This window comes from Luteibacter aegosomatis (assembly GCF_023078455.1).
Lineage (GTDB): Bacteria > Pseudomonadota > Gammaproteobacteria > Xanthomonadales > Rhodanobacteraceae > Luteibacter > Luteibacter aegosomatis.
In genome coordinates, this window is the sequence record NZ_CP095740.1 from 614,814 (window position 1) to 641,317 (window position 26,504).

At 67.7% G+C, this 26,504-nt stretch carries 27 protein-coding genes and 1 riboswitch; of the genes, 20 read left to right on the plus strand and 7 right to left on the minus strand.

Features of this window, described 5'->3' with window-relative positions; translation table 11 throughout:
• Positions 1–61 precede the first annotated feature (61 nt).
• Complete coding sequence (locus tag L2Y94_RS02700; protein WP_247372978.1) at positions 62–1,045, minus strand: oxidoreductase; 984 nt, start codon at positions 1,043–1,045, stop codon at positions 62–64.
• Between the two features lie 78 nt (positions 1,046–1,123).
• On the opposite strand from L2Y94_RS02700, the gene L2Y94_RS02705 reads away from it, so the two are divergent.
• The 8 genes from L2Y94_RS02705 (at position 1,124) to L2Y94_RS02740 (ending at position 7,192) form a co-directional block, all read left to right on the plus strand.
• Entirely contained in the window at positions 1,124–2,059 is a 936-nt protein-coding gene (locus tag L2Y94_RS02705) for an AraC family transcriptional regulator (RefSeq protein ID WP_247372979.1), read from the plus strand.
• A gap of 50 nt (positions 2,060–2,109) precedes the next feature.
• The gene (locus L2Y94_RS02710; protein WP_247372980.1) at positions 2,110–2,943 is read left to right on the plus strand and encodes a DUF4339 domain-containing protein; all 834 of its coding nucleotides are present in this window, start codon (positions 2,110–2,112) and stop codon (positions 2,941–2,943) included.
• Between the two features lie 120 nt (positions 2,944–3,063).
• Complete coding sequence (gmk, locus tag L2Y94_RS02715) at positions 3,064–3,681, plus strand: guanylate kinase (RefSeq protein WP_247372981.1); 618 nt, start codon at positions 3,064–3,066, stop codon at positions 3,679–3,681.
• On the plus strand, positions 3,678–4,490 hold the full coding sequence (locus L2Y94_RS02720; protein ID WP_247372982.1) for an ABC transporter ATP-binding protein: 813 nt from the start codon (positions 3,678–3,680) through the stop codon (positions 4,488–4,490). Before gmk ends, L2Y94_RS02720 begins: the two co-directional genes overlap by 4 nt.
• Positions 4,487–5,254: a lipid asymmetry maintenance ABC transporter permease subunit MlaE gene (gene mlaE / locus L2Y94_RS02725; RefSeq protein WP_247372983.1), complete on the plus strand. Its 768-nt coding sequence runs from the start codon at positions 4,487–4,489 to the stop codon at positions 5,252–5,254. The genes L2Y94_RS02720 and mlaE overlap by 4 nt, the downstream gene beginning before the upstream one ends.
• 58 nt (positions 5,255–5,312) lie before the next feature.
• Positions 5,313–6,188: an outer membrane lipid asymmetry maintenance protein MlaD gene (gene mlaD / locus L2Y94_RS02730; protein ID WP_247372984.1), complete on the plus strand. Its 876-nt coding sequence runs from the start codon at positions 5,313–5,315 to the stop codon at positions 6,186–6,188.
• Between the two features lie 21 nt (positions 6,189–6,209).
• The gene (locus tag L2Y94_RS02735; RefSeq protein ID WP_247372985.1) at positions 6,210–6,899 is read left to right on the plus strand and encodes an MlaC/ttg2D family ABC transporter substrate-binding protein; all 690 of its coding nucleotides are present in this window, start codon (positions 6,210–6,212) and stop codon (positions 6,897–6,899) included.
• Positions 6,896–7,192 carry an STAS domain-containing protein gene (locus L2Y94_RS02740; protein ID WP_247372986.1) on the plus strand — a complete coding sequence of 99 codons (297 nt, stop codon included), beginning with the start codon at positions 6,896–6,898 and terminating at the stop codon, positions 7,190–7,192. The genes L2Y94_RS02735 and L2Y94_RS02740 overlap by 4 nt, the downstream gene beginning before the upstream one ends.
• Positions 7,193–7,403: 211 nt before the next feature.
• On the opposite strand, the gene L2Y94_RS02745 is transcribed toward L2Y94_RS02740, so the two are convergent.
• Positions 7,404–8,237: an MlaA family lipoprotein gene (locus L2Y94_RS02745; RefSeq protein WP_247372987.1), complete on the minus strand. Its 834-nt coding sequence runs from the start codon at positions 8,235–8,237 to the stop codon at positions 7,404–7,406.
• A 173-nt stretch (positions 8,238–8,410) separates the two neighbouring features.
• Here L2Y94_RS02745 and rpoZ point away from each other — a divergent pair, with 173 nt between their 5' ends.
• The 4 genes from rpoZ to recG all read left to right on the plus strand — a co-directional run bounded on the left by rpoZ (position 8,411) and on the right by recG (position 13,728).
• Complete coding sequence (gene rpoZ / locus L2Y94_RS02750) at positions 8,411–8,701, plus strand: DNA-directed RNA polymerase subunit omega (protein WP_247372989.1); 291 nt, start codon at positions 8,411–8,413, stop codon at positions 8,699–8,701.
• A gap of 112 nt (positions 8,702–8,813) precedes the next feature.
• Positions 8,814–10,997, plus strand: coding sequence for a RelA/SpoT family protein (locus tag L2Y94_RS02755; protein WP_247372991.1), 2,184 nt, complete (start codon positions 8,814–8,816; stop codon positions 10,995–10,997).
• Positions 10,998–11,213: 216 nt separating this feature from the next.
• A complete protein-coding gene (locus L2Y94_RS02760) occupies positions 11,214–11,597 on the plus strand; it encodes a RidA family protein (protein ID WP_247372992.1) in 384 nt (127 codons plus the stop codon).
• Between the two features lie 16 nt (positions 11,598–11,613).
• A complete protein-coding gene (gene recG, locus L2Y94_RS02765; RefSeq protein WP_247372993.1) occupies positions 11,614–13,728 on the plus strand; it encodes an ATP-dependent DNA helicase RecG in 2,115 nt (704 codons plus the stop codon).
• 34 nt (positions 13,729–13,762) lie between these two features.
• On the opposite strand, the gene L2Y94_RS02770 is transcribed toward recG, so the two are convergent.
• Entirely contained in the window at positions 13,763–14,731 is a 969-nt protein-coding gene (locus L2Y94_RS02770; RefSeq protein ID WP_247372994.1) for a mitochondrial fission ELM1 family protein, read from the minus strand.
• A 126-nt stretch (positions 14,732–14,857) separates the two neighbouring features.
• Between L2Y94_RS02770 and L2Y94_RS02775 the strand changes: the two genes are divergently transcribed.
• The 6 genes from L2Y94_RS02775 to L2Y94_RS02800 all read left to right on the plus strand — a co-directional run bounded on the left by L2Y94_RS02775 (position 14,858) and on the right by L2Y94_RS02800 (position 19,872).
• Positions 14,858–15,451 (plus strand): malonic semialdehyde reductase, encoded by a 594-nt coding sequence (locus tag L2Y94_RS02775; RefSeq protein ID WP_247372995.1) that lies wholly within the window; start codon positions 14,858–14,860, stop codon positions 15,449–15,451.
• 68 nt (positions 15,452–15,519) lie between these two features.
• Positions 15,520–16,098 carry a YceI family protein gene (locus L2Y94_RS02780; protein ID WP_247372996.1) on the plus strand — a complete coding sequence of 193 codons (579 nt, stop codon included), beginning with the start codon at positions 15,520–15,522 and terminating at the stop codon, positions 16,096–16,098.
• A gap of 312 nt (positions 16,099–16,410) precedes the next feature.
• On the plus strand, positions 16,411–16,620 hold the full coding sequence (locus L2Y94_RS02785) for a zinc-finger domain-containing protein (RefSeq protein WP_144913399.1): 210 nt from the start codon (positions 16,411–16,413) through the stop codon (positions 16,618–16,620).
• A gap of 57 nt (positions 16,621–16,677) precedes the next feature.
• Positions 16,678–17,817 carry a glycosyltransferase gene (locus L2Y94_RS02790; RefSeq protein ID WP_247372997.1) on the plus strand — a complete coding sequence of 380 codons (1,140 nt, stop codon included), beginning with the start codon at positions 16,678–16,680 and terminating at the stop codon, positions 17,815–17,817.
• Positions 17,814–19,091, plus strand: a complete 1,278-nt coding sequence (locus L2Y94_RS02795; protein WP_247372998.1) for an O-antigen ligase family protein — start codon at positions 17,814–17,816, stop codon at positions 19,089–19,091. The genes L2Y94_RS02790 and L2Y94_RS02795 overlap by 4 nt, the downstream gene beginning before the upstream one ends.
• Positions 19,081–19,872: a glycosyltransferase family 2 protein gene (locus L2Y94_RS02800; RefSeq protein WP_247372999.1), complete on the plus strand. Its 792-nt coding sequence runs from the start codon at positions 19,081–19,083 to the stop codon at positions 19,870–19,872. Before L2Y94_RS02795 ends, L2Y94_RS02800 begins: the two co-directional genes overlap by 11 nt.
• On the opposite strand, the gene L2Y94_RS02805 is transcribed toward L2Y94_RS02800, so the two are convergent.
• Positions 19,822–20,724 carry a DUF535 family protein gene (locus tag L2Y94_RS02805; RefSeq protein WP_247373000.1) on the minus strand — a complete coding sequence of 301 codons (903 nt, stop codon included), beginning with the start codon at positions 20,722–20,724 and terminating at the stop codon, positions 19,822–19,824. The two genes, L2Y94_RS02800 and L2Y94_RS02805, sit on opposite strands and share 51 nt — an antisense overlap.
• A gap of 93 nt (positions 20,725–20,817) precedes the next feature.
• Positions 20,818–21,744: an LpxL/LpxP family Kdo(2)-lipid IV(A) lauroyl/palmitoleoyl acyltransferase gene (gene lpxL, locus L2Y94_RS02810; RefSeq protein WP_425602426.1), complete on the minus strand. Its 927-nt coding sequence runs from the start codon at positions 21,742–21,744 to the stop codon at positions 20,818–20,820.
• 72 nt (positions 21,745–21,816) lie between these two features.
• On the opposite strand from lpxL, the gene waaA reads away from it, so the two are divergent.
• A complete protein-coding gene (waaA, locus tag L2Y94_RS02815; protein ID WP_247375083.1) occupies positions 21,817–23,082 on the plus strand; it encodes a lipid IV(A) 3-deoxy-D-manno-octulosonic acid transferase in 1,266 nt (421 codons plus the stop codon).
• A gap of 93 nt (positions 23,083–23,175) precedes the next feature.
• Here the strand turns inward: waaA and L2Y94_RS02820 are convergent, their stop codons facing one another.
• Both L2Y94_RS02820 and L2Y94_RS02825 read right to left on the minus strand, forming a co-directional pair.
• Positions 23,176–24,576: a TolC family outer membrane protein gene (locus tag L2Y94_RS02820; protein ID WP_247373003.1), complete on the minus strand. Its 1,401-nt coding sequence runs from the start codon at positions 24,574–24,576 to the stop codon at positions 23,176–23,178.
• Positions 24,577–24,614: 38 nt separating this feature from the next.
• Positions 24,615–25,274 carry a protein-L-isoaspartate O-methyltransferase family protein gene (locus L2Y94_RS02825; RefSeq protein WP_247373004.1) on the minus strand — a complete coding sequence of 220 codons (660 nt, stop codon included), beginning with the start codon at positions 25,272–25,274 and terminating at the stop codon, positions 24,615–24,617.
• 360 nt (positions 25,275–25,634) lie between these two features.
• On the opposite strand from L2Y94_RS02825, the gene L2Y94_RS02830 reads away from it, so the two are divergent.
• Positions 25,635–26,300, plus strand: coding sequence for a TetR/AcrR family transcriptional regulator (locus L2Y94_RS02830; protein ID WP_144913415.1), 666 nt, complete (start codon positions 25,635–25,637; stop codon positions 26,298–26,300).
• A 34-nt stretch (positions 26,301–26,334) separates the two neighbouring features.
• Positions 26,335–26,433: riboswitch (TPP riboswitch) on the plus strand.
• The last annotated feature ends 71 nt before the right edge of the window (positions 26,434–26,504 follow it).

Consider the following 26,504-nt stretch of genomic DNA (forward strand, 5'->3'; position numbering starts at 1 on the left):
CACCCTTCGGTAGCGTCCTTTCTACCGGAGGGTGGGAGCGGACCCTGTCCGCGATAAAGGACTAGCCCCGGTCCAGGCTTACACCCGTCTGCTCCTCGCTCAGCGCCCAAAGCGTCTCGGCGCCGTCCGCATCGACCGCATACGGGCGAACCCCCGCCATCTTGCGCAACTCCGCGATGTCGGTCGTATCGGTCAGCAACAGCGGCGCGACATCGCAATCCTCCAGATACAGCCCGCCCATCCCGTCGAGCCGTGCGCTGGTCGCCGCCCAGACGCTCGTCGCCGCGCCCTGCGGCACGCTCTTCATGCCCTGCGCCACCTCCGCCACCGGCTTGCCGTGCTCGTCGATCACGCCGAAGCCGCGCAATTCCTCTTCGCTCATGTAGCGGGCGAGGTCGGTCATGATCGCGCCGGGATGCAACGAGAACGCGCGGATGCCGTCGGCCTTGCCACGCGCGTCGGCACCCACGGCGAAGAGCACGTTGGCCGTCTTCGACTGGCCGTAGGCCGTCCAGCGGTCGTAATCGCGATGCTGGTAATGCGGATCGTCGAAGACGACGGGCGAGAAACGATGCCCGCGCGAGGACACCGAGACGATGCGCGCTCCGTTGGCTTTGCGCATCAGCGGCCATAGACGTACGGCTAGCTGGAAATGACCGAGGTGGTTGGTGGCGAACTGCCGCTCGTAACCGCGCGCGTCGCGTTCGAGCGGGCAGGCCATCACGCCCGCGTTGTTGATGAGCAGGTGCAGCGCGTCGCCGCGTTCGACGAGCGTGCGGGCGAAGGCATCCACGGACGCGGGATCGGCGAGGTCCATGGGCAGCAACTCGACGTCCAGTGCGTCGAGGGCGCGACGGGCCTTGTCCATGTCGCGGGCGGGCACGGTCACCCGGGCGCCGGCGCCGAGCAGCACGCGGACGGTTTCCAGGCCCAGGCCGGCATAGCCGCCGGTGACCACGGCGTGCTTGCCGGTCAGGTCGATGCCTTCGATGACCTCGGCGGCCGTCGTGGTCGCGCCGAAGCCGGAGGGGAGGGGGGATTGCATGGTGGGGCTCCTCGGTAGGGTTCCCTCCCAAGGTAAGGGCGCCGGCCCGGACGACGAATGCTTGAAAGTCCCGGATGCATGAGTGATCGTACGGAAATGACGGACGATCCCATTACCGAGTTCCTGCGCCTGGCCGAGGTCGAGTCGGTGATGTCCGGCGGCTTTACCGCCGGCGGCGACTGGTCCGTGCGCTTTCCCCCGCCGGACAAGCTGAAATTCTTCGCCTCGGCGCGCGGCGGCTGCGTCCTGCGCATGGAAGGCGACACCGACGACGTGCCGCTGGCGGAAGGCGACGTGGTGCTGCTCATCGCCCCGCGTGGCTTCGTGCTGTGCAGCGACCCGTCCGTCATGCCGCGCGAGGCGCGCGAGTTTTTCGGGGACGTTCGCGGCGGGATCGTCCAGGTGAACGAGGGCGACGACACGCTCCACATCGGCGGTCACGTGCGCCTGCATCCCGACTACGAGCCCATGCTGACGGGTGCGCTGCCGCCCTGGATCCACGTGCGCGCGACGGCGCCGGAAGCGTCGATCATGCGCTGGCTGATCGACCGCATGGTGGAAGAAAGCGCGGCGTCGCGTCCCGCCGCCGGCCTCATGCTGACCCAGCTGGCCCATCTTCTCTTCGTGCAGATCCTCCGGGCCCACATGGCCTCGGGCGAATCGCTGCGCGCTGGCTGGCTGCGTGCCGCCGCCGATCCGCGGCTCGCTCCCGTGCTCAGGCGGATCCATGCCGATCCGGCGCAGCCCTGGCGCCTGGACGACATGGCCCGCGCGGCCGCCATGTCGCGCACGGTGTTCGCCGCGCACTTCAAGGCCGTGGCCGGCGTCGCGCCGCTGGCGTATCTCACGCAATGGCGCATGCGGCTGGCCACCCATGCCCTGCGTCGCGGCAGCGTGCCGGTCGCGGTGCTGGCGCGCGATCTGGGCTACGCGTCGGAAAGCGCCTTCAGCCATGCGTTCAAGCGCGTGGTGGGCGTGTCGCCCGCGCGTTTCGCGCTGTCGTCCGTCGCCTGACCGCGGGGGCTTCGGCATACTCGGCAGCCACGAAGGGAACGGGGGCGGGAATGAACGGGGATCGTCAGATCTGGCTGGGCCGCGACGGCGAGGAATTCGGGCCGTATCCGGAATCGCAGGTGCGCCAGTGGGCCGCGTCGGGGCAGGTGACCCAGGCGACGCTCGCCTGGTGCGAGGGCATGCCGACCTGGCGACCGTTGGGCGAAGTGCTCGGTGGCGAGCCGGCGGGCAACGCGCCCCCGAGGCCGCCGATGCCGCCCGGGCCGCCCGGGCCGCCCGAGCTGACGCGGCCGATCGATCCCGTCCGCGCGCGCCTGCCCGAGCCGCCGTCGTTGCATTGGTTCCTGCTGCTGGTGTTGTGCCTGGTCACCGCCGGCCTGCTCGCCATCGTGTGGCCGTTCGTGCAGGCCTCGTGGGTGAAGAAGATCGACCCCGAAAGCAAGTCGACGACATGGCTGGTCGCTTCCCTGGTGTGCCTGGGCGGGTCGTGGCTGTTCGCTTTCGGCACGGGCGTGATGGTGGGCTTCTCCGAAGAGGCGGACCTGTTCGCGTCGCTCCCCGTCCTGGCCGTGGGATACGCGGTCTGGTTGCTCCAGTACGCCTTCCTGCTGACCGCCTTCTTCAGCATGTCTGCCTCGATGCGCAAGGTCTTGCCCCGTTATGGCCTCGTTCCGCGGATCGGGCACGTGACGCTGTTCTTCTTCACGGTGTTCTACCTGCAGGGCCAGTTGACCTGGATGTCCCGATGGCGGCAGACCGGCCAGACCGAGCCGCCGCCGCCCAAGGCCGTGTTCTGGATCCTTTGGTGCATCCCGGTGCTGCTGGGTTCGCTGCTGGTCTTCGTCGCCTTCGCCGCGCTGCATCGGCCCGGTGCGTGGGGCTAGCGCGGAGGAATCCGGCTACAATCCCGTTTTGCGCAACGAAAAGCACCCCCGTCACGGCCTCGTCCGCCACGGGCGGGGCGTTCGGGAGAGAGTCATGACCACCCATCGAGAGACCCGCGGATGACGCCAGGCACCCTGTTCGTGGTGGCCGCGCCGTCGGGCGCGGGCAAGTCGACGCTGGTCAACGCGCTGCTCGAACGGGAGCCGCAGATCTCGCTGTCCATCTCCCACACCACCCGGCCGCCACGCCCGGGCGAGCAGTACGGCCGCCACTATTTCTTCGTGGCACGCCCGGATTTCGAGAAGGAAATCACCGACGGCATCTTCCTCGAGCATGCCGAGGTGCACGGCAACCTGTACGGCACGTCGCGCACGGTGGTCGAGGAGAAGTTGGGCAGCGGCGCCGACGTGCTGCTGGAGATCGACTGGCAGGGCGCGCGCCAGGTGCGCCAGGGCAAGCCCGATTGCGTGAGCGTGTTCATCCTGCCGCCCTCGCGCGCGGAACTGGAGCGCCGCCTCCGGGGTCGTAACACCGACGCGGCGGACGTCATCGAGCGCCGGTTGATCAATTCCCGCGAAGAGATCGCCCATGCGCACGAATTCGACTACATCATCGTCAACGATCGCTTCGAGGACGCCCTGGCCGACCTCCAGGCGATCGTCCGGGCCGTCCGCCTTCGCGCGCCCCTCGAGGCGTTGCGTCACCACGAGCTGATCCAGGAGCTGATCGCCCCATGACCGACGACGCCATCGTCCGCGTGCGCGGACTGACCACGGTCCTCAACGGCAAGACCATCTTCGATGCGCTCGACCTCGACATCCCGCGTGGCAAGGTCACGGCCATCATGGGACCCAGCGGTACGGGCAAGACGACCCTGCTCAAGCACATCACCGGGCAGATGCGCGGCGATGCGGGCAGCGTCGAGGTCGACGGCGAGAACGTGCCGGCGCTGTCGCGCGAGCGCCTCTTCCGGTTGCGCGAGCGCATCGGCTACCTGTTCCAGAACTCGGCCCTGCTCACCGACTTCGACGTCTTCGAGAACGTGGCCTTCCCGTTGCGCCAGCACACGCGGTTGCCGGAAGAACTCATCCGCAACATCGTGCTCAACAAGCTGCAGGCCGTGGGCCTGCGCGGCGCCGCGCGGCTGATGCCCACCGAGCTGTCGGGCGGCATGGCGCGTCGCGTGGCGCTGGCGCGTGCCATCGTCTTCGACCCGGCGCTCATCCTCTACGACGAACCTTTCGTGGGCCTGGACCCCATCGCGCTCAACCAGGTGCTGCTGCTCATCCGCACACTCAACGAAACGCTGGGCATCACCAGCGTGCTGGTGGCCCACGAACTGGCGGCGGTGCAGAAGGTGGCCGACCACGTCTACCTCATCGCCAACGGCAAGGTCGTGGCCCACGGCGCGCCCGACACGCTGGCCACCGACGGCTCGCCGTGGACGGCGCAGTTCTTCGGTGGCGAGGCCGATGGCCCGGTGCCGTTCCAGTATCCCGCGGGCGATTACGCCGCCGCGCTCGGTTTCCCCGGAGGCAAGGCATGACCACCCGGGACGACAACGTCGTCACCCGTAGCCTGGCGCAGATCGGCGCCTGCGGCATTTTCGGGCTCACCATCCTCCGCGCCATCCCGCGCAGCATGCGCCACGGCCGCGAGACGATCCGGCAGATCTGGTTCGTCGGCGCGATGAGCCTCACCATCGTGATGACCTGCGGCCTGTTCGTGGGCATGGTGCTGGGCCTGCAGCTGTACGACGTGCTCTCGATCTTCGGCGGCACCTCGGCCACGGGCACGGTGGTGGCCATCGCCATCTATCGCGAGCTGGGGCCGGTGGTGACCGCGCTCCTGTTCGCCGGCCGCGCGGGCACCTCGATCACCGCCGAGATCGGCCTGATGCGGGCCACCGACCAGCTCGACGCCATGGAGATGATGGCGGTGGACCCCGTGGCCTACGTGGCCGCGCCGCGCTTCCTCGCCGGCGTGATCGCGCTGCCCCTGCTGGCCATCGTGTTCTGCGCCATGGGCGTGTTTGGCGGCCACCTGGTGGGCGTCACCTGGCTGGGCATCGACAACGGCACCTTCTGGTCGAACATGACCGCCTCCGTCGACGTCCACAAGGACATCGTCAACGGCGTCCTCCTGAAATCGGTGGCCTTCGGCATCGTCGTTTCGCTGATCGCGGTGTTCCAGGGCTATACCACCCCACCCACCAGCGAAGGCGTCGCCTATGCGACCACGCGCACCGTGGTCGCTTCGTCCATCGCCATCCTGGCGCTGGACTTCGTGCTCACGTCGTTCCTGATCTGACGGCCACGGAGCCCGCCATGACTTTCATCCCTTTCGCATTCCACACGAGGATCGTGCCGTGACCCAGAGACGTTCCTATGCCGTCGGCACCGGCCTGTTCATCGTGCTCGGCTTCGCCGCCCTGGCCTATCTCGCCACGCAGACCACCTCGGTGGCCAATTCGCATCGCGGGTCCACCTACGACGTGACCACCCGCTTCGCCAACGTGGGCCAGCTCAAGGTCCGCGCACCGGTGAAGGTGGCGGGCGTGCGCGTGGGTTCGGTCGAATCGATCGACCTGGTGCCGGGCAAGGAAGAAGCCCGGGTCACCCTCGCCATCGACGATGGCCACAAGGACATTCCCGAGGATTCCGTGGCCACCATCTACACCAGTGGCCTGCTCGGCGACCAGTACGTCGGCATCCAGTTCGGCCAGTCGAAGAACCCGGTGAAGGAGGGCGGCGAGATCGGCCTCACCCGCCCGGCCCAGCAGCTGGAGGAAATGCTCGGCAAGTTCTTCGGCGGCGGCAGCGCCCCCGACCGCCTGGGCGGCACCTTCCACGTGACCGGCGATTTCACCAACATCGGCGGCCTGCAGCCGGGCGCCGCGGTGAAGATGGCCGGCGTGCCCATCGGCAGCGTCGAATCGATCGTGGTCAAGCCGGGTGCCGTCGAGGCCACGGTGACCCTTGCGATCGACAAGCGCTACTCCCAGATACCCAATGACTCGGCGGCCGCGGTGTTCACAAGCGGTTTGATCGGTAGCCAGTATGTTGCGATCCAGCCCGGCGGATCGCCGGAATACCTGGCGGATGGTGACAGTCTCGTGCTGACGCAGTCTGCGCTCCAACTGGAAGACCTGATCGGCAAGTTCCTCGTGAACGGCTCGCCGAGCGACAACAAGAACGGCAACGCCCAGGGCGGTGCCCAACCCGATAACGCCGGCAAGAAATAACGCCGGTCCAGGAGATACCGCATGTTGCGTCAGCTTTCCCTCGCCATCGCCCTTGCCGTCGGTACGGCCGTGGCCGCACCCGTCCTCGCGCAGGATGCCGCCCCGGCCGCCGCATCGCAGAACCAGTCGCCCCAGCAGGTCGTGCAGCAGATTTCCGACGACCTGTCCAAGGCCATCGAAGGCCACCAGGCCGAACTGAAGAACGATAAAGAGAAGCTGATCGCCGTTATCGACGACACCTTCCTGCCGCACTTCGACATCGACTACGCCTCCATCCTCGTGCTCGGCCAGCATGCGCGCGAGGCCACGCCCGAGCAGCGCAACCGTTTCGCCAAGGCGTTCTACAACTCGATCACCCACCGCTATGCCGAGGGCCTGCTCAACTACACCCGCGGCCGCGTGAAGGTGTTGCCGTTCACCGGCGACCTCAACAAGTCGCGCACCGTCGTTCGGACGCAGGTCATGCTGGACGACGGCAAGTCGGTGTCGGTCGATTACGCGTTCCGCCAGAGCAAGAGCGGCGACTGGAAGGCCTACGACGTGATCATCGAGGGTATCTCGTACATCACCAACTACCGTAACCAGGTCGATGCCGAGATCAAGAAGAACGGTGGTGACGGCAAGGGCCTCGACAAGCTCACCGCCGATCTCGAGCAGAAGGGTTCGGCGGCCATCGACCAGCTTCAGAAAGACGGCGGCGCGACGAAGTGAGCCAGCCGGCTTTTCAGCTGAGCACGCCGGCGCCGGATACCCTCGCGGTATCCGGCGCGCTCACGTTCGATACGGCGGCGGGTGCGCTGCATGCAGGGCGCGTCGAGCTGGACCGCGGTTCGCAGGGCGTGCTCGATCTGGCCGGTGTGACCCAGGCGGACAGCGCGGGCCTGGCGACGGTGCTGGCCCTGCTGGCGCATGCGCGGTCGAAGGGGCGTGCGATGGGCGTGGCCCATGCGCCGACGGGATTGCAGGCTCTCGCTCGCGTATCGGGTGTCGATACGCTGCTGTAAAAGCCGCATCGCCGGTTCGCGAAAACCGGACGCAAGGCGCTGGGTTCCTGCCTACGCAGGAACGACGTGAGGGGTTTTTCGCTCACCTGCAAACTTGTAACTCGTCGTTCCTGCGTAGGCAGGAACCCAGCGCCTTGAGCCGGAACGAGCGACACCATCCAGTCGGCTCTCGAACGAAAAAAAAGCCCCGATCACGTCGGGGCTTTTTTCGTCACAGCGGCTTCTGCTTGTTCTGGTTTTCCCATTTGTGCTGCTCGTCGAGCAGCTCTTCGGGATCGAAATTGGAATTGTTGTCGCCGCTGATGCCCTGCATGCGCTCGATGACGTCGGCCGGCGGGTTGCCGTCGTAGATCTGGTAGAGGCGCTGCTGGCGATAGGCGTCACGCACGAACACGTACGGATCGTAGGCCGAGGCCAGGAAGCTCTCCGCGTCGATGGCGCGCGCGCGCAGCGTCACGAGGTAAAGAACCTGGGGAACGTAGTACTCGCCGTGGTGGAAATCGTGATTTCGCGAGAGATAGCTGAGCGGATCGAAGAAGTAGCTGTCGACCGGCAGGCGCCAGACGTCGCGAACGGTGGTGGGGCCGACGAAGGGCAGCACCAGGTAATCACCCTCGGGCACGCCCCAGCGGGCCAGGGTGATGCCGAAATCGTTCTCGTGCAGCGGCATGCCGAGCAGGCTGGCCGGGTCCTTGAAGCCCAGGAAGCCGATCGTGAGGTTCACGATGAAGCGGCCGGTGGTGACCACGGCATCCTTGGGGCGGGCCTGGAGCAGGTCGTTGGCCACCGTGATCGGCAGGCGGATGTTGGTGTAGAAGTCGCTGACCGCCGTGCGGACCGCCGGGGTGGTGACCTTGCGGTAACCCACGGCCACGGGGCGGATCGCCGCCTTGTCGAGCTTGTCGTTGAAGGCGTAGACCTTGCGGTTGAAATGCTCGTTGGGGTCGTCTGTGCGCGGCGGCGCCACCTGGCAGGCGGCCAGCAGGCCAACGGCCAGCAGGCCTAGCGCGGGGCGGACGATCCGGGAGAGGAATCTACGAGGCATGGGGATAGCTTCGGGTGGGCAGTACTTTAGTGTACCGCTTGGTTTTATTATTTGCACCCTGTCAAGGGTACCCGCGTGGGAACCGGGCATCATACCCCCGCCCCGATTGCCAGCCAACCGGGCGGGCCGGTAAACTGCGCTGTCAGAAGTTTCTTTATCGTCAAGGATTTGAAATGGCCCGTATTACCGTCGAAGACTGCCTCGAGGTAGTCGACAACCGCTTTGAGCTCGTGCTCATGGCGACCAAGCGCGCCCGCCAGCTCTCGAAGGGCGCCGAGCCCACGCTCGATCCCAACAACGACAAGCCGACCGTGCTCGCCCTGCGCGAGATCGCCGATCGCCGCGTCAACGACGAGATGATCGACGAGATCGACCGCGCCGCCCGCGAGCGCGCCGAGCGCGAAGCCCTCGAGTGGGCCGCCACCGAAGTGGACGACGACCTCTCGAAGGGCGGAGATGACTGATGACGCCGGGTCGCTGTCGACCCTGCCATCGCTCGTTCCCTGCGCACGCTGAGGCGCGGCTGGCGAGGCCGCGCGCGGGAGGCATCCACGCCTGAGGGCGCGAGGGTCTCCCATGAACGTCATCCCCGACAAAAAACTGACCGACGTCTCCGACGATACCCCGGTGCCGCCGTACGTGCAGGCGCTCGAGGAGCGCGTGGGCGTGTATCTGCCCCACGAGCAGGTGCTGCGCATCCGGCGCGCCTTCCTGGTCGGCGCCGCGGCCCACGAAGGACAGACCCGCAAGTCGGGTGAGCCCTACATCACCCATCCGGTCGCGGTCGCCCAGGTGTTGGCCGAACTCGGCCTCGACGCCGAAACCATCATCGCCGCCATCCTCCACGACACGCTGGAGGACACCAAGCTCAGCCGCGAGGAACTTGCCGGCGAATTCGGCGAGACCGTGGCGGAACTGGTCGATGGCGTCACCAAGCTCGACAAGATGCGCTTCTCCAGCCGCGCCGAGGCCGACGCGGAAAGCTTCCGCAAGATGCTGCTGGCGATGGCGCGCGACCTGCGCGTGATCCTCATCAAGCTGTCCGACCGCCTGCACAACATGCGCACGCTGGGGGCGAAGGAGTCCGAGTCGCGCCGCCGCATCGCGCGCGAAACGCTCGAGATCTACGCGCCCATCGCGCAACGCCTGGGCATGAACAAGTTCAAGGCCGAGTTGCAGGACCTCGGCTTCAAGGCCCTGTATCCCGATCGCCACCGCATCATCGCCGAGCGCATCCGCGCCGCGCTGGGCAACCGCCGCGAGGCGATGGGCAAGATCGAGATGGCGCTCGAGGGACGCCTCGCCGCCGAGAAGATCCCCGGCCGCGCGGTCAGCCGCATCAAGTCGCCGTGGAGCATCTATTCGAAGATGCGCAACGAGCACAAGTCGTTCGCGCAGCTCATGGACGTCTACGGCTTCCGCGTCATCACCGACACGGCGATGCACTGCTACCAGGCCTTGGGCGCCGTGCACGGCCTCTACAAACCGGTGGATGCCCGCTTCAAGGATTTCATCGCCATCCCCAAGGGCAACGGTTACCAGTCGTTGCACACCGTGCTGCTCGGTCCGTTCGGCGCCCCCATCGAGATCCAGATCCGCACGTCGGAAATGGAGTCGGTCGCCGAGCGCGGCGTGGCCGCGCACTGGGCCTACAAGACCGACTCCGGCCCGGCCAACAGCGCGCAGCTGCGCGCCCGCGAGTGGCTCTCCGCGCTGGCCGACAGCCAGGCGCACACGCCCTCGGCGTCGGAATTCCTCGAGAACGTCAAGATCGATCTCTTCCCCGACGAGGTCTATCTGTTCACGCCGCGCGGCGACATCTTCTCGCTGCCGCGCAACGCCACCGCTCTGGATTTCGCCTACGCGGTGCACACCGACGTGGGCGATCACGCCGTGGCGGCGCGCGTCGACAAGAAGCTGGTGCCGCTGCGCACGCGGCTGGTCTCCGGACAGGTCGTGGAGGTCATCACCGCGCCGTCGGCCGTGCCCAATCCGGCGTGGCTCGAAGCGGTGGTCACCGGCAAGGCGCGTACCGCCATCCGTCAGTACCTCAAGCATCTCCAGCACGAGGACGCCGTGGATTTCGGCCATCGCATGCTCGATCGCGCGCTCGACGCGCGTGGCCTGAGCCTCGATGCCGTGCCGCCGGCCACGCTGGATCGCTTCCTCGACGACGCCAAACTCAAGCGCCTGGAAGAACTGCTCGCCGAGATCGCGCTGGGTAACCGCTTCGCGGACCAGGTGGCGAATCAGCTGGTGGCGATGCTCGGACCGCGGGACGACCATCCATCGACCCTGCCGACCGAGCACGCCGTTGAGAAGATCCGCATCAGCGGGGCAGAGCGTGGCGTGCTGAGCTTCGGCAACTGCTGTCATCCCCTGCCGGGCGACGAGATCGTCGGATTCCTGTCGTCGGGCAAGGGCATCGTCGTGCATCGCGTGGAATGCCCCAACGTGGCCGAGTTCCGCAAGACGCCCGAGCGTATCGTCGCCATCGAGTGGGATCGCGACGTCAGCGGCGACTACCGTGCCGAGCTGCGCATCGAGGTGCTCAACCGTCCCGGCGTACTCGCCACCGTGGCCGCCGCCATCGCCGATGCGGGCTCGAACATCGAGAACGTGGAATACATCGAGCGCGACAGCACGGCCGCCACGCTGCTCTTCGCCATCGAGGTGAAGGGGCGCAAGCACCTGGCCGACGTGATGCGGCGCGTGCGGCGCACCGGCGTGGTGAGCGGCGTGTATCGCCATCCGCTTTAACCCGAAAACCGAGGCGATCCTGTTCGCCGATACGATCGGCTCCCACCCCTTCGGTAGCCGACTTGCCGAACCCGTCCGAAGGTTTTCGATGGCTGCCGGCCGAAGGGTGGGAGCCGATCGTATCGGCGAACGGCGACGCGGTATCGCACGGGCCGGCGATAGGCTCCCATCGACACGTCCGATAGACTCTCCCGATCCCCTCACGAGGAACGCCCCATGACCCGCAGCACCATCGCCACCGACAAGGCCCCGTCGGCCATCGGTCCGTACTCGCAGGCCGTCCGCGCCGGCGGCACCGTGTACTTCTCGGGACAGATCCCGCTCGATCCGGCCACCGGCAACCTCGTCGAAGGCGACATCACCGCGCAAACGCGCCGTGTGTTCGACAACCTCGTGGCCGTGGCCGAAGCCGCGGGCGGAACGCTTTCGGACATCGTCCGCGTGGGCATCTACGTCACCGACCTGGGAAACTTCGCCGCGGTCAACGCCGTGATGGCCGAGTACTTCCAGCAGCCGTATCCGGCGCGATCCACCATCGAAGTGTCCGCCCTGCCCAAGGGCGCGCAGGTCGAGGTCGACGCGATCCTCGTGCTGCCGTAAGGCGATCGCGGTAGCCGTGGCTTCACGCGCGAGCGCTCCTTCCGCCGTCCCCGCAGATCCGGGGCGGTCGCCCTTGACGACGCTCGGCGGCGTCGGGCCGGCGCTCGCCGATACGCTCGCGAAACTCGGCCTGCGCGAAGTGCAGGACCTCTGGTTCCACCTGCCGCTGCGCTACGAGGATCGCACCACCGTCGTCCCCATCGGCGACCTGCGTCCGGGCGACCGCGCGCAGGTGGAAGGCGTCGTCGAATTCGTCGAACGCGGTTTCCGGTTTCGCCCACAGCTGAAAGTGATCATCGGCGACGCATCGGGACGCGCGCTGCTGCTGCGGTTCTTCCATTTCCGCAAGGCGCAGGTCGACCAGCTTCCGAAGGGCACGCGGGTGCTGTGTTTCGGCGAGGTGCGCCAGGGCCCGCAGGGCCTGGAGATGGTGCACCCGCAATACCAGCGCGTCGACGGCGACGAACCGGTGGTGGTCGACGAGCGCCTCACGCCGGTCTATCCCACCACCGAAGGCCTGGGCCCGCGTCGCCTGGCGGGCGTCATCGCTCGCGCCATGGCGCACCTGCCCACCGACGACCGGCTCGAGCTCATTCCCGACGATGTCGGCCGGCCGTCGGGGCTGACCTCGCTGCGCGAGGCGTTGCTCTACGTGCACCGGCCGCCACCGGACGTGGACCTGCGCCGCCTGGAGCAAGGCACGCATCCCGCCCAGCAACGACTCGCTTTCGAAGAACTGCTCACCCAGCACCTCACGCTGCGACGCATGCGTGCCGCGGTGAAGAAGCGCAAGTCGCCCGCGCTCAAGAGCGCGGGGACGCTGCGCGAGCGCCTGCTCGGCTCGCTGCCGTTTTCGTTGACCAAGGCGCAGGCACGCGTGTCCGGCGAAGTGGCCCGCGACCTGTCGCGCGCGCATCCGATGCTGCGTCTCGTGCAGGGTGATGTCGGCAGCGGCAAGACCGTGGTGGCCGCGCTCGCCGCCGTCGCGGCGGTGGAAAGCGGCTACCAGGTCGCGCTGATGGCGCCCACGGAACTGCTCGCCGAACAGCACCTGCGCAATTTCCGCGCGTGGCTCGAGCCGCTCGGCCTCGACGTGGAATGGCTCGCGGGCAAGGTGCAGGGCAGGGCGCGCAAGAGCGCGATCGCACGCGTCGCCGATGGCAGCGCGCACGTCGTGGTCGGTACGCACGCGCTCATGCAGGAAGGCGTGGCGTTCTCGAAGCTCGGCCTGGTCATCGTCGACGAACAGCACCGTTTCGGCGTTCACCAGCGACTCGCGTTGCGCGACAAGGGTGCGGAAGGCGAGCTCATCCCGCACCAGCTCGTGCTCACCGCCACCCCGATCCCGCGCACGCTGGCGATGAGCGCCTATGCCGACCTCGACGTCTCGTCCATCGACGAACTGCCGCCCGGGCGCACGCCGGTACAGACGGTGGCGATTTCCAACGAGCGCCGCTACGACGTGATGGAGCGCATCCATTCGGCCTGCATGGAGGGGCGCCAGGTCTACTGGGTCTGCACGCTGATCGAGGAATCCGAGCAGCTCAACGCGCAGGCGGCCGAAGTGGCGCATGCCGAACTGACCCTCGCGCTGCCCGATCTCTCGGTCGGACTCATCCACGGACGGATGAAGCCCAAGGAAAAACAGGCGGTGATGGATGCCTTCAAGAATCGCGAACTGGCCGTGCTGGTCGCCACCACGGTCATCGAGGTGGGCGTCGACGTGCCGAACGCGAGCCTCATGGTGATCGAGAACAGCGAGCGGCTGGGCCTTGCCCAGTTGCACCAGTTGCGCGGCCGCGTCGGACGTGGGTCGATCGCTTCCACGTGCGTGCTGCTTTACCAGACGCCGCTGTCGCGCCTGGCGAAGGAGCGCCTGCAGGTGATGCGCGAGACCAACGACGGGTTTCGCATCGCGGAGAAAGACCTGGAGTTGCGTGGCCCGGGTGAAGTGCTGGGCACGCGCCAGACGGGCCAGTTGCAGTTCCGCATCGCCGACCTCGCGCGCGACGGCCACCTCATGCCCGAGGTGCAGCGCGTGGCCGAGGCGATGATGCGCGATCATCCCGCGCGTTGCGAGCGATTGATCGCAAGATGGGTGGGTGACGCGGCCCGCTATGTCGACGCCTGAATGATCGCGGACCCTGTCCGCGATGGGAATCGCGTCATGTTCCAAGCCCCAGATGCGCCCGCACCTTCTCCGCGATCGCCACCGTCTCCCGCAACGGCTCCTGCATGTCAGGGGTCACGGCGTCCATGTCGTGCAAGCGCCGGGTCGCTCGCAACTCGGCATGGAACCGCTCGAGCTTGGCCGGTAGGGGTCCGCTCACCAGCGTATGCACCGGACGCCCCGTGGCGCACGCTTCGGAGAGCATGTTCACCGAGTCCGGCGTGACCGCCAACCGGTCCGACCAGCCCAGCACGCCGGGGTAGGGATTGGGTCCATCGGCGGACGAGGTCCAGACGAAGCCCGGCAGGCCGGCGAATGCGGCGTGGATCATCGGCAGCTGCGCCGCCGGCGTGCGTCGCGACGTCACCACCAGCAGCGAACCGCCGTCGCGCGCATGCCGCGATTTCGCCGCGTCGAGAAACGCTGCCGTCGTGGCGGCATCCACCGGTCGTCCATGCATGTCGCCGCCGATCAGGACGCCGAGGCGGGGCGAGGGCAGCTCGGCGAAGGCGGCAAAACCCGCCCGGGCATCGCCGAGCCAGATGCCGTCGATGGGGTTGAGCGAGCCCAGCGAGGTGAGTACGTTGTCGCCGGACAGCTCGTCATGCTTCGGTGCCACCACGAGATCCCAGTGTCGCGGATCGATGCGCGGGTCGAGCAACTGCACGGCGAGCGTGCGGCCGCCCGACCAGCGGCGGAGCTGGCGCGTGGCCCAGGCCGCGACGCGGCCGCAGCCGATGGCCAGCGTGGGCCAGGGAGGGAGGAGGGCGTCGTCGCGTCCTCCAAGGGCCAGCCGCGAGCCGGGCAAGAGGCGCGGCGCCACCCACGACCAGGGTGGGCGCAGTTCGACCACGATCTCGCGAATCGACGGCGTGAGCGCTTCGGCCAGGGCAAGCGCCTGGCGGCGGTTGCCGGCGGCGCCGTCGGTCAACACCCAGCACGAAGGCGTCGCGGATTCGTTCATGGGCCGGTGCCGGAGCGGATTGTTATCGAATTCGGCACAGTTCGTTCCTCAACCGGTGATTGGCTAATCCGTTCGCCCTGCGTAGATTCTACAATCGGTCCAGTAAGCCACTTTACAAGGATACGCATGTCCTCTCCGCTGCCCGACGCCTCGCTCGACCAGATCTTCCTTTCGGCCCGCACCTTCAACGCGTGGCAGGACAGGGAGGTTACCGACGATCAGCTTCGCCGCATCTACGACCTGGCGAAGATGGGTCCCACCTCCGCCAACTCGTCGCCGATGCGCTTGCGCTTCATCAAGTCGAAGGACGCCAAGGAGCGTCTGCGTCCGTTCCTCAGCGAGGGCAACCTCGCCAAGACGATGGCGGCACCGGTCACGGCCATCGTCGCCACCGACTTCGCCTTCTACGAAAAGCTGCCCGAACTGTTTCCGCACGCCGATGCGCGCAGTTGGTTCGTCGGCAACGCCGACCTGATCCAGGCCACGGGTGCCCGCAACGGCAGCCTGCAGGGTGCTTACCTGATCATCGCCGCGCGCGCGTTGGGCCTGGATTGCGGGCCGATGTCCGGTTTCGACCAGGCCGGCGTCGATGCCGAATTCTTCGGCGGCACGTCGATCAAGTCGAATTTCCTCGTGAACATCGGCTACGGCGATGTCGGCACCGGCCTCTTCCCGCGCAACCCTCGCCTGGCTTTCGACGAGGCGGCACAGATCCTCTGATTTTCCCGCGGCGACCGTCCGGTCCCGCTGCAAACGGCAGTACCCACCCTCACCGCTGGAGACACACGATGCGCGCCCTTCGTTACCTCGCCCTTGCCGGCCTGCTGGCCACCGCCGGCACCGCCGCCGCCGCCCCGGTCACCTACAAGCTCGACCCGACCCACACGATGGTGCTGTTCAGCTGGAACCACTTCGGTTTCTCCAACCCCTCGGCCAACCTCAACAACGTCGACGGCACGCTCGTGTACGACGAAAAGGACCCGACCAAGGCGACGGTCGAGGCCACCTTCAAGCTGGCCGATCTCGACACCTTCGTGCCGAAGCTCGACGAGCACCTGAAGTCGAAGGACTTCTTCGACGCCGCCCAGTACCCGACCATCACCTTCAAGAGCACCAAGGTCGCCACCGCGGGCAAGGGCAAGCTGAAGGTCACCGGCGACCTCACCGTGCACGGCACCACCAAGCCGGTCACCCTCGACGTCACCGTGAACAAGGTCGGCCCGCATCCGATGATGAAGGTGCAGACCGCCGGCTTCGACGCCGTCGCCACTCTCAAGCGTTCCGACTTCGGCGTCGGCGCCTACGTGCCGAACGTCTCCGACGAGATCAAGATCCACATCACCACCGAAGCGCACGCCGACAAGTAATCGGTGTCGCCGATCGGCTACCCGAGGGGTGGGAGCGGACCCGGTCCGCGAACCCCCGGGGTAGCCATCGCGAACGAGGCCATGCGGTGATCGGGCCGGCTGCGAAAGCTCGCCCGCTCGCCGCATGGCCTCATTCGTATCAAGGCGGGCCCGAGGGTTCGCGGACGGGGCCCGCTCCCACCTTCCCGGCCTCGAACGGCCGCTGAGCGGCCTTTGCTGACCGCGAGCGTCATGCGCGTTTCCGGTGGGGCACGGCAGGCGATCCTGCTACCATCCATACCCCCGCTACACCGCATCGCCCGGAGCTTTCCCATGTCCCGCCCCAACCCCGCGGCCGCGCCGCTGATCCCGGCGAACGCCGAAAACCGGTACGACGTGACCCGCGCCGACCTGCCGCTGTCCTGCCCGATGCCGGGCATGTACCTGTGGAACTCGCATCCGAAGGTCTACCTGCCGATCGAAGACGACGGCGGCACCTCCAAGTGCTCCTATTGCGGCGCGACCTACGTCCTGAAAGACTGACGGCACGGCGCGGGCACGCTTCCTGCTTCACCTGCGCACCCTTCCCACGGACCGCCCATGGCCACCGTCTTCCCGCACCGGACGATGACCGTCGTGCAACTGGTTCCCTCCCTTCACTCGGGCGGTGCCGAGCGCTCGACCCTCGAAATCGCCCGGGCCCTGGTCCAGGCGGGGCACCGTTCGGTCGTGATTTCGGCGGGGGGCCGCCTCGTGGCACAGCTCGAGGCCGAAGGCAGCCGGCACGTCAGCCTGCCGATCGGCCGCAAGGCGTTTTCCACGCTTTTCATGACCGGCAAGCTGCGCCGCGTGTTGCGCGACATCCAGCCCGACATCGTGCATGCCCGCTCGCGGCTGCCCGGCTGGCTGGGCTGGTGGGCGTTGCGCGGGATGAAACCGCGCCCGCATTTCGTCACCACGGTGCACGGGCTGAATACGCCGGGACGCTACAGCGCCATCCTCCTGCGGGGCGAACGCGTCATCGTGGTCTCGCAGACCCTGCGCGATTACGTGTTGCGCCATTATCCCCGCGATATCGAAGCCTCGCGCATCACCGTGATCCCGCGAGGCATCGACACCGACGCGTTTCCTTACGGTTACCGGCCCGACGACGCCTGGCAGCGGGCCTTCTTCGAACAGTACCCGCAGCTCGCGGGCGCCCCCCTGCTTACCCTGCCCGGGCGTGGCACGCGACTGAAGGGCCACGCCGACGCCATCGAACTCATCGGCGACCTCGCCCAGCGCTCCATCGACGCGCGGCTCATGCTGCTGGGGGCGGATGAGCCGGGCCGCGAAGCCTACGTGGAAGAGCTGCGCCAGCTCATCCGCGCGCGCGGGCTCGAGGACAAGGTGGCGATCTCGCCCGCGCGATCCGACGTACGCGACGTCTACGCCATGTCGGCGCTGGTGTTGCAGCTATCGAATCGCCCCGAGTCGTTCGGCCGCACCGTGGTCGAAGCGCTCGCGCTGTGCCGGCCGGTGATCGGCTACGCCCATGGCGGTGTCGGCGAACTGCTCGCGGAGCTCTATCCCGCCGGCCGCGTGCCGTTGGGCGACCGCGAGAAGCTGGTCGAGCGGGCCGCCGAACTCCTGCGTTTCGCGCCTCCCATCCCGCCGCCGCGCAGCTATCGCCTCGTCGACATGCAGTCGGCCACCCTGGCCCTCTACGCCGACGTGGTCGAAGGCGTGCCGGTCGCGTGAGTACCGGTCTGTCGGCGAGGATCCGCGCCGGTCTCGCCTCGCCCCTGTTGCCGATCTGGCTCGTGCCGGCCCTGCTGCCGCTGGGGCGCAGCGCCGAGCTGGGCGTGTTCCTCAGTCTCGTCGGCACCGTGCTGCTGCTGGTGCGCGAGCCGCGTTCCCTCGCCCATCATCCCGGCGCGAAGCTGTTCCTGTGGCTGTTCGCCGCCTATGCGGGCGCGGCGCTGGTCTCGGCGGTCGATGCCGTGGCGCCGGGCAAGACCTGGGGCACCGTGGCCGCGATCCTGCGCTTCGCACCGTTGGGCATCTATACCTGTTTCGCCATGCGCCGCCCGGGAAAAGTCCGGGCGCTCTACACGGCCACGGCCGCGGTCGTGGCGATCTGGGTGGTGGACGCCTGGGTGCAGGCGCTCACCGGCTACGGTCTTGCCGGGGTCTCCAACGCCGAGCGCCTCTCCGGCATCTTCGGCGCCACCAACCTCAAACTCGGGCCGGCGTTGTCGGCGTGCGCGCCGTTCCTGCTCTGGACGGCGCGAGAGCGTTACGGCCGGCGTGGCCTCGCCCTGGCCTTCCTGCTGGCGCTCGGCCCGGTGCTGCTTTCCGGCTCGCGGGCTTCGTGGGTCTGCTACGGCATCGTGGCCCTCGCTTTCCTGTGGAACGAAGCCGGTTCGTTCCGTCGCTTCGCCGCCGCCTGTGTCGGCATGGGCGTGGCCCTGCTGCTGGTCGGCGCGTTGGCCTGGCAGGTATCGCCGCGCTTTCGCGATCGGGTGGCGCACACGGTGCCCGCGCTCACCGGCACCAGCGCGGGCATCGACAGCGCGCTCACCGGTCGCCTGGACATCTGGACCACCTCGCTTCGCATCTACGCCGCGCATCCCGTGAACGGCGTGGGCGTGCGGGGTTTCCGCGTTGCATACCCTTCCGCCGCCACGCCCGGCGACCACTTCCTCACCATGGAAAAGTGCGGCGAAGGCGAAGGCGCCTGTCATGCGCACCAGGTGCTGCTGGAAGTCGCGACGGAGACCGGCACCCTCGGCCTGCTCGCGTGGCTGGCCGCCGCCGTCTTCGCCGTTCGCCGCTGGTGGATGGCGGGAGCGGTCGCCCGCGCCCGCGCGTTCCCGGCCACGGTGGCGCTGGTGGCGATCCTCTTTCCGTTGAACACGCATATGGCGTTCTATTCGGCGTGGTGGGGACTGTTCGCCGCGTGGTTGCTGTCCGTCTGGTGCGCGGCGCTCTACGTGGACCTTCCCGACGTGGAGCCACGCCATGGCGCGTGAACCCCTGTCGGTGGTGGTCACCACCTTCGACAACGCCGACACCATCGGCGCCTGCCTTCAGTCGGTGGGTTTCGCCGACGAAATCGTGGTGCTCGATTCGGGTTCCACCGACGGCACGACGGATATCGCCCGCGAAAAGGGCGCAAGGGTGCACGTGCAGCCTTTCGCCGGCTACAGCGCGCAGAAGCAGGCGGCGATCGACCTGGCGACGAACGCCTGGGTGTTGCTGCTGGATTCGGACGAGGTGTTGCCCGGCGCGGCGGCGGAAGCCGTGCGGCGTGCGCTGGCGTCTCCCGACGTGGCGGGCTTCGTGCTCCTGCGTCGCGAATGGGTATTCTGGCGCTGGCAGCCGGCGCGCGCGCGGTTGAATCACTACGTGCGCCTTTTCGATCGCCGCCGTGCCCGCATGAGCGGTCACGAGGTGCATGAGAGCGTGATCGTCGATGGGCCCGTGCGCCAGCTCGACGCCGTGATCGACCATTACGGCGAGCGCGACATCGAGGGTCGGGTCGACAAGGCCAATCGCTATTCGTCGTTGCAGGTGCGCGATCGTCACACGCGGCGGCCTTCGTTCCTGCGCACGCGCATGGTGGTGTACCCCACGGTGGCCTTCGTCCGTTACTACCTATGGCGGGGCCACTGGCGTGGCGGATGGGCCGGCTTCGTCGCCGCGCGCGTGCACGCGTTCTATGCCTTCCTCAAGTACGCCAAGCTCTACGAGCGCGAACGGTCAGGCGGCCAGCGCGACGTCGGGTCGGAGTCCGAACGCGGCGACCAGTAGGCCGCATACCTCGAGGCGAAGCGCCTCGCGGCGGCGGAACTCCGCGCGACGCTTGCTCTCGACGTCGGCGCTGTCGCGCACGGGCTCCCGCGGCGACAGCGCGTAGAAACCGTCTTCGGCCGCGACCGCATCGGCCTCGAGCCAGAACGCGTCGTAATCGGCCTTGATCTTGTCCGGCCTCGGATGCGCGGCATTGCCGATGCCGAGCACGCGTTCCGCGCCCATCGCCTCGGCGAGCGAGCGGATCATCGACAGCAGCAGGTTCTTCGGACGCAAGCCGTGGCACCGTCGGGTGAATTCGCGCACGGCATCGCGGCCGGCGTTGTTGGCCGCGCCCTGCAGGCAGCCGACGACGATGGTGCGTCCACCGTCGATGAAGGTGATGGCCGCATAGGAAATCTGCAGGCCGTCGTCGTCGGTGATCGACAGGCTCATCTCGCCTTCGCGGTCGCGCAGGCGCGGCGCTTTCAGGATCACGTGCAGGCCGTGGCCGTCACGCAGGGCCACCCGGCCCAGGTGCACCCGGCGCGAGCGGTAGAGGCCGTCGAACAATTCGCGGGGGAAGCGGGCCAGCGCGAAGGCGTAGTGCGACCGCAAGGCCTCCAGGCGCCGGTCGATCGACCAGCGGCGGCAGATGTATCGGTGCTGGTAGCGCTCGAGGAGGGTGCCGTCGATCCGTGCCAGGCCATGCATGCCGGGCGCTTCCAGTTGCGCCAGCCAGGCGTCGTGCGCGCGGAAACGCACGGCCGAGCGACCGATGTACGCCGCCACGGCACCGATGGCCCGCGTGCGCTTGCTGTGCCAGCGCATGCGGCCACGCAGCGAACGCGCGAAGCGGAAGAGCGACTGCATGGAGAAAGACGTCCATCGGATGGGGATGGCGTCGTTGTACGCTCGTGAAATTTCGCGAGACTTTCGTCGTGGCTGACGAAATTACCTGTCGCGTCAGTAGATTTTCGGTTCGCCGGGAGGGCGCGTCTTGAAGCGCTTGTGCACCCACAGGTATTGCTCGGGCGCCTCGCGCACCATCTGCTCGATCTGCGCGTTGACCACGGCCGTGTCGTGCGCGGCGTCGCGGGAGGGCACGTCGTCCAGCGGCGCGCCCAGCCGCAGGGCATAACCCGTGTCGCCGGGCAGGCGGCGATGAAAGAACGGGATGACCACGGCGTTCGCCATGCGGGCGAGATGATGCGTGGCGGTGATGGTCGCGGCGGGCACGCCGAAGAACGGCACGAACACGTTGTCCTTGCTGCGCATGTCCTGGTCGGGCGCGTACCAGACGGTGCCGCCGGCCTTCATGTACTTCACGGTGCCCCGGATGTCGTCCTTGTCGAACATCGCATCGGCGTAGTCGAGGCGCGCGCGGAGCACGGCGAATTCGAAGACGTCCGAATCCATGCGGCGGTACATGCCCGCGATGCGGATGCGCTGCGATACCAGGCGCGCGCAGAGCTCCAGATGGGAGAAGTGGCCGCCGACCAGCAGGACCCCGCGACCGGCCGCGCGCGCGGCTTCCAGATGTTCCAGCCCTTCGAACGTGACCGGTACGCGGGCGATCGCGCGATCGGAACCCATCCAGCCCAGCGCGAACTCGACCAGCATCATGCCCACGTCGCAAAGGTTGGCCCGCACGAGGGCTTGCTGGGATACCGGGTCGAGTTCGGGGAAACACAGCGCGATGTTGGTGGCGGCGATGTGCCGCCGTTCGCGATTGAGGTGCAGCGCGAGCCGGCCGGCCAGGCGGCCCAGGCCCATCAGCCAGCGGAAGGGCAGGTGGGCGATCAGCCAGATGAAACCCACGCCGATCCACGCCGGCCAATGGCGGGGCGTGAGCAGGCGCAGCGAAAGGGTGGGGCGTGGCATTCCGGGCATTGCCGGCCATTGTAGCGAATGGGGGCGGCTATACTGCCCGATCACGCCACATCCGCCGGGTTCCAAGTGCTGCTGCGACTGCTCTACAACCTCGCCATGTACCTGTTCACCCCGCTGGTGATGCTGCGCCTGATGGCCCGGGGCATGCGCTATGGCGATTACCACGTGCGCTGGCGCGAGCGTTTCGGCCGTTTCCCCCAGCCCCGCCTGAGCGGCTGCCTGTGGGTCCATGCCGTTTCCGTGGGGGAAGTGAACGCGGCCGAGCCGCTCATCAAGGCCTTGATGGAGGCCTACCCGCAGGCGCCGCTCCTGGTCACCACGGTGACGCCGACCGGTTCGGAGCGCGTGAGGCAGCTCTTCGGCGACCGCGTGCACAACGTCTACCTTCCCTACGACCTCCCGTTCGCCGTGCGGCGCTTCCTGCGCAGTACGCGGCCGCGCCTGGCCGTGATCGTCGAGACCGAGATCTGGCCGAACCTCTACTTCGCCTGCCGCCGCCACGGCATTCCGCTGCTGATCGCCAACGCACGCCTGTCCGAGCGATCGTTGCGCGGGTACGCGCGCATGAGTTCGCTGGTGCGCCGCGCGCTCCGCTGCGTGAGCCACATCGCCGCGCAGTCGCGCACGGATGCCGCGCGCTATCGCCTCCTCGGCGCCGAACCCAGCCAGCTCACCGTCTGCGGCAACCTCAAGTTCGACATGCCGGTGCCGCAGGCCGCGCTCGACGACGGCAAGGCCATGCGCGAAACCTGGGGGAACGGACGTCCCGTGTGGATCGCCGCCAGCACCCACGAGGGGGAGGAAATGAGCGTGCTGGAGGCGCACCTCGACGTGATGCGCCGCCTGCCCGATGCCTTGCTGCTCATCGCCCCGCGCCATCCCGAACGCTTCCGCGCGGTGGAAGCCTCGGTGCGGAGCCTGGGCTTCACCGTGGGCACGCGCAGCACCGACCGGGTGCCCGGGCATGCCACGCAATGTTTCGTCATCGATGCCATGGGCGAGCTGCTGCGTTTCTACGCCGCGGCCGACGTCGCCTTCGTCGGCGGCAGCCTGGTGTCCATCGGCGGGCACAACGTGCTCGAGCCCGCGGCGCTCTATAAGCCGGTATTGGTGGGGCCGCACACGTTCAACTTCGAGGAGATCACCCAGGCGCTGCTCGACGCGGGCGGTGGCCAGCGCGTGGCCGACGGCGACCAGCTCGGTGCCGAAGTGCTGTCGATCCTGCGCGACGAGTCGCGTCGCGCGAAAATGGGCCAGGCGGCCCGCCAGGTGTTCGAAAGCGAGCGCGGGTCGGTGGATAAGGTGATGAAGCTGGTGGACGACCTGCTTCAGGAGTGACCGTGACGTTGTCGCGAGGCGAAGCGGTGACTTGCCATAACGAAAAAAGGCGGGCCGAAGCCCGCCTTTTTCGTTCGCGACGATCGCGACGCGTTACTGCAGCAACGCGTTGATCGCTTCCATGTCCTTGATGTCCACGGTGCCCGCGGTCTGCTTCAGCAGCAGCTTGTCGAGGATGAACTGGTGGCGGGCCTGCGAGTAGTCGCTCAGGGCCTGGGTGAGGTTCTGCTGCGCGATGAGCACGTCGACGATGGTGCGCGTGCCCACTTCGAAACCGGCCTGGGTCGCGTCGCGGGCGCTTTCCGCCGATTCCACCGCGGCCTTGGTCGCTTCGACCTTGCTGATGCCGGCGACCACGGAGCGATAGTAGTTGAGCGTGTCGCGGACGACCTGGCGGCGGGTGCTTTCGAGCGAATCCTGCGCGGCGTCACGCTGGTAGATCGTCTGGCGCACGCGCGACTGGGTGAAGCCGCCGGAGAAGATCGGCACGTTCAGCGTGAGGCCCACCGTGGTGGTGCCGCGACCGTTGCTGTTCGTACCCAGGCTGCCGCTGCCGCCGAGGCCGCCGTTGTTCTGCGTCCACAGGGTCGACTTGTTGTAGGAGGCCGTGGCGTCCAGCGTCGGCAAGTGGCCGGCGCGTGCGGAGGAGATGGTGTGCTCCGCCGACTCGACGTTGTACTGGCCGGCGATGATCGTCGGGTTGGTCTTCACCGCCTGGGCCACCCACTGGTCGGGGTCGTTCGGCGAAGGCGGATCCATCGGCAGCTGCTCGCGCAGCTTCTTCAGGTTGTTGGACGGCTTGCCGGTGATCTGCGTGAGCTGTTCGCGCGAGTCGGCCAGGGTGTTTTCGGCGGTGATCACCGCGGCGACGGCGGTATCGTGCTGGGCCTTGGCATCCTGCACGTCGGTGATGGCCGACAGGCCCACGTCGAAGCGCTGCTGCGCCTGCTCGAGCTGGCGGGCCAGCGCCTGTTCGTTCGCCTTGGCGAAGGTCAGCGCGTCGTCATTGGTCAACACCTGGAAATAGGCCGTGGCGACGCGAGTGAATAACTGCTGCGCGGTAGCGTCGTAAGAGGCGTTCTGCGACTCGGCCGACGAGCGCGCGGCCTTGAGGTCGGCCCACTTGCTGAGGTCGACCACCGACTGGCTCACCTGCGCGCCCAGCGTGCGGGTGCGGGTGTGGCCGGTATCGGAGGTGAGCAGCACGTTGCCGTTGGCGTCGCGCAGCGGCGTGCCGGTGGCGTCGGTAAGCACCTCGCGCGACGGGCCGGCCGGCTGGGCCTGGCTGAGGCTGATGCTGCCGTTCACCTGCGGAAGCAGGGCCGAGCGCGCCTGGACCACGCCTTCACCGGTGGCCAGACGGTTGGAGTCGGCCTGCGACAGGGTCGGATCGTTGGCCCGGGCCAGTCGGTAGGCCTCGAGCAGGTCTTCCGCGTGGCTCGCGAACGGCATCGCGGCCAGTGCGAGTGCCACGGTGATCAGCTTCAAGCGCATGGGTTCGCCTCGTGAATGATGGAAATGCTTGGGATCTGTCAGAGCACGAAGCGCTTCACCGGCGCGGCATGCGCCAGGTAGGGAAGGTCCGTTTCGAAAAGCGATTCCTCGCGATACCGGCCGTCGCCCTCGTGGGTGAGGAGCACGGCGGTCTGCGCGGGGGAATCGCCGCGTACCACGAACATGCGGCCGCCGGTCTTCAGCCAGCGCACGAACTTCTCCGGGACCGACTGCACCGCGCCGGTCACCACGACGACGTCGAAAACGCCGGCCGGGGTGTAACCGTTGACGGCTTCGGCCGTGGACAGCTCGGCGTTGGCCACGCCGGCGGCGGCCAGGCGCTGGCGCGCGGCCTCGACGAAGTCGGCATGCATGTCGATGCTGGTGACCTTGCCGGCGAGCGCGGCGAGGCAGGCGGTGAGGTAGCCCGAGCCGGTGCCGATCTCGAGCACGGTGTCGGTCTTCTTCAGTTCGAGCGCCTGGAGCACGCGGCCCTCGATCACCGGCTTCATCATCACCTCGTCATGCCCCAGGGGCAGGTTGAGGTCGGCGAAGGCCACGTTGCGGTGGGCGGGCGCGACGAAGTCTTCGCGGCGGACGGTCTTCAGGGTCTCGAGGACGTCGAAGTCGAGGACTTCCCAGGGGCGAACCTGGTTCTCGACCATGTTCTGCCGGGCCTGCTCGAAATTCATCGCCATGGTGTTCTTTCCCGTACGAAAAGCTGCAAAAAGATTCGGAAGGATAAGCGCTGCGCGCCCGTCATCCCAATGTGTAAAGGCTGCGGGGCCGGTGCCTTCCGACGAAGTGCCGGAAGTCACCGGACGCGGTTGACGGAAGTCATGCCCTTCGACTGGCTGCTCCGCCGGCGGCTGAACGGCCGGTGGAGCGACGTCCTCGAGGCCATGGGAACCGCCAGGGAGCGACCCCACCTCATTCTAAGGTAGACGGGCGGCCAAGCCCCGTTTTTTCCGGTAACGCGACATGCGACGCGACATGCTGGAAATAACTGAACCGCCGCGTATAATAAAGTCATAACTTTTGTTTGTGAAGGTGCAGCCATGAACGCCAGCCCCAAACTCAAGCCCCAGGGCCCAGGGCGTCCGAAGGACATGGAGAAGCGTGCGGCCATCCTCGACTCGGCCAAGGCCCTGTTTACGCAGGGCGGATTCGCCGGGACCAGCATGGACGCGGTCGCCGCGTCCGCGGGCGTGTCCAAGCTCACCGTTTACAGCCATTTCGGCGACAAGGACAACCTCTTCCGCGAGGTGATCCGCGCGCACGTGCAGGAACGCCTGCCCGACGACCTGTTCGACTTCAGCCCGGGCGCGGACATCCGTGTCACGCTGAGCAACATCGCCAGCCGCCATGCGGCGATGGAGACCAACACCGAGTCGGTGGGCACCTTCCGCGCCATCCTGTCCGACTGCCATTCCGGCGGCAATCCCCGGTTCGGCCGCCTGGTGTGGGAGGAAGGCCCCGTTCGCATGCACAAGCTGATGCAGCGCCTGCTCGAGGGCGCCGTCGACCGTGGCCAGCTCGATATCCCTGACGTCTCCCGCGCCACCACGCAGTTTCTGGCCCTGCTCAAGGGCGACCTCCTCATCCGCCGCCTGTTCGGCTGCGAGGATTGCGCCGTGCAGTTCGCCGAGGAGGTGCGCGCCAACGCCCAGGCCGCCGTGGACATGTTCATGCGCGCCTACTCGCCGCGCGCGGTGAACGCCTGACGCTCGCATCGACGCCCCGCTTCTGTTTGAATGGACGGCGAAGCGGGGGTGCCCATGCGAATGCGCGGGCTGAGAGAGTCCCTTCGAACCTGATCCGGCTGGTACCGGCGTAGGAAGCTTCGATCGCAAGCCGTGGTGCCTCCGGGTGCCCGCTTCGTGTCGGCGCACGTCCGCTTCTCCCTTTCCCGCGAGAGTCGAGACGCC